This window comes from Brachymonas moutaii (nom. illeg.) (genome assembly GCF_049977365.1).
In the GTDB taxonomy this organism is placed as follows: Bacteria; Pseudomonadota; Gammaproteobacteria; order Burkholderiales; family Burkholderiaceae_C; genus Brachymonas.
Window position 1 is genome coordinate 1 of the sequence record NZ_JBNGEN010000019.1, and the last position, 2,789, is coordinate 2,789.

Here is a 2,789-nt window from a genome sequence, read left to right on the forward strand (position 1 = left end):
AGCAACGGAATGGGTGCAGTGGCAAGTGGCTACAACCAAGTAGGAACCATAGCCGCTCAAGCATCAAGCGGAGGTATGCGTGGCCCTGTATCCGGCCCTCAGGATCTGATGCAACGCCAGCAGCAAGGAACAGGCGGATGGAATTACGGGGCTCATACGCAGCCCCTTCCTCAATCCCATACTGATATGCATGACACCCAAAATGCAGTGGGTCGTCTTACAAGTCACACCCATAGTGCAACTACTGAAGACAGTATCCGTACAGCCTCACAAAGCCAACGGGGGATAAACACGCATCTTTCAGGTGCTGCTCGTGAGACAAGTAGCTTGCCTACCCATGCTGCCTTGCCCAATTCGTTCGCTCAGTCCTCCGCTCCCGTCGCTTCGTTGAATGCGCCAGCATCTGAAGCTCGCAACATATCCTCTTCTGCAAGTTCCCTGAGGGCTGATACCGATATCCGGTCCTCGATTGAGGCTTCTCCGCAGCAGACCCACCCTGTTTCCCCCCAAGACAACGCCATCTCCCCTACCGATCGGTATGTCTCAACTACTTCTTCTGAAGCGGATTCACGCCCTCAATCTCAAAACAGAGGGCTCAACAGTCAATTCCGACAGCCCTGACCACAGACTGGAGAAAATCATGCAAAAACATCCATGGACACAAAAATTTATCGGATTTTGTCTGGCTTTGTTTGTCACAGCTTCATGGGGGCAACAGCTCAGCCCTGCTGACATGGGATACGCCGATCAAATGGAAAGACAACGCGCCATTCAGGTTCAGAACATCAATCAGCAACAGAATGCAGCCAGAAATGCTGCACGCCAACAGGCATGGCAAGCCAAGGAAAACGCCATTCAGGCCCAGATCGAGAGATACCAGTCAACCCCATATTATGGCAGCCTCATCACCCAGGGGAACACCAATATTCTTCATTGGGGTGGCGGCGGAAATATATCGAAAGCGGCATCCGAACGCAATGCTTTGAGTCACTGCCATGAAGGACAGTGTCGAATATTATTGACCGTTTCCAATGGCTGCATTGGGGCATCTCGCCCTGAATCTGCAACAGACAGCTTGCACTGGACATTGGCAGTTGACAAGGACCCCCAGAAGGCCATTGAAAAATCATACTTTGCATGCGAGAAAAAGTATGGCGTCAATCAATGCATCTATGCGAGCAACCCCCTCAAATCCTCAAAGAGCTCAGCCACCAATCACACAGATGCGTTTTGTTCTGGTTACGACTATGGAGCGTATACCAAAAAATAGCCTTCATCCGATCCAAGGCCATGCAGCCATGCATGACCACGACGCCGCTTCACGCAGAGTCATGCGGATGAAATTCGAACTTGTCACACCGAACATCAATCATCCAAATCAAATAGCAATCACTCATGAAAAATTCAATCGCACACCGCATCAAAGAATTTCACCGTCCATATGCATGGTGTCTTTTCCTTGGCATCATCATCTCAGGATGCCAACAGAACTCACAAATCACATCGCTTGCGTCCACGGATAAAAATCACGGAGAAAAGATCGACAGCAAAAACAACAGAAGCACCGGCACCAATACCAAAGCTGCATCCTTGAATCCAGGCGCCATTACAAAGACCGATGAAGATGCCGTGCATGGCAGCAAAAAAGAGCTTCAGGCCATTCTGAAACCCGGCGCCGCATATGGTCTCATTCGAGAAAAATTAATCGAGAAGGGGTGGGAACCTGTTCCCAACCCTGATTGCAAGGCAGAAGTTGTCGGCGGAGATTGGCAGAACATCTGCAGCACCAGTCCCACAGCTGGTTGCAAGGCTTGCGAAGGAATGGAAGAGCTCAACGCATACAGTGGAGATGGCGTGATGCTCGCACGATTCAAGAACAAATTCACCGGAAAAATCATCTCCGTAAATGCCACCGGAGAAATATCAGACTGGAAGAACAAAAACAAAAATTCCGATCTGCAATATACATCCTGGGAATTCGAAAACAGCCACTGACTCCATTCGCACGAAGGAAAACCATGAATGCACTGCAGACCCTCATCCACAAAGGTGAATCCATTTCGGATGGCTACAATGCCTACAACAAGGGAACCAGTCATGGACATATCATTGGTGCTGACAAGAAGATCATTTTCTCGGAAATGACAATTGCCCAAGTATCGCAACGACAGCACTTACCCCACGGACATCGCGATCGTCTTTTCGCAGTAGGAAAATACCAGATCATTCCTGACACCTTGGATGGCGCGATCGTTTCGATGAAGCTCGATCGACATCAAGCATTCACCCCTGAGCTACAGGACAGGATCTTCTCTGATTATCTTATCGTCAAAAAAAGGCCTGAAATATATGCGTATATTTCAGGAAAAAATGGCGCCACCCTTGAAAAGGCACAATATGCGCTTGCCTGTGAGTGGGCCAGTTTCAGCGATCCCCACAAGGGAGACTTCAAGAGCCACTATGGTCAGGGAAATCACGCCAGCATCTCCTTGAAAGAGTCAGCCCATGCCCTCAAAGGCATGAAAGCTGAATATATGGAGCACATCAATAATGGCTTATCGGCCTTTGAGGCATGGAAAAATTTGAGTGGCACATCTCATGCTGTGTCTCAAGGGCATGGACCGCTCACGAACGCACATGCCGTCCCAAAAAACGAAGCGTCTCTTGACCTGCATATCCCCCATAGCACCATGTCGCATGACCAGCTCAGGCATTTGCAGGGCAATCTGCATGCGCTCGGTTATCACGACCGCAATCACCATGCCCTCGCTGTCGATGGTCTTTGGGGG

3 protein-coding genes are annotated in these 2,789 nt (G+C 49.7%); all 3 read left to right on the plus strand.

The window, feature by feature from the left end; genetic code table 11:
- The first annotated feature begins 538 nt into the window (after positions 1-538).
- Positions 539-1,270, plus strand: a complete 732-nt coding sequence (locus ACP2WS_RS11195; RefSeq protein WP_426460839.1) for a DUF4189 domain-containing protein — start codon at positions 539-541, stop codon at positions 1,268-1,270.
- A gap of 125 nt (positions 1,271-1,395) precedes the next feature.
- Positions 1,396-1,995: a hypothetical protein gene (locus ACP2WS_RS11200; protein ID WP_426460840.1), complete on the plus strand. Its 600-nt coding sequence runs from the start codon at positions 1,396-1,398 to the stop codon at positions 1,993-1,995.
- 23 nt (positions 1,996-2,018) lie between these two features.
- Positions 2,019-2,789: lysozyme family protein (locus ACP2WS_RS11205; RefSeq protein ID WP_465248523.1), on the plus strand; the 771-nt coding region annotated here is incomplete at its 3' end.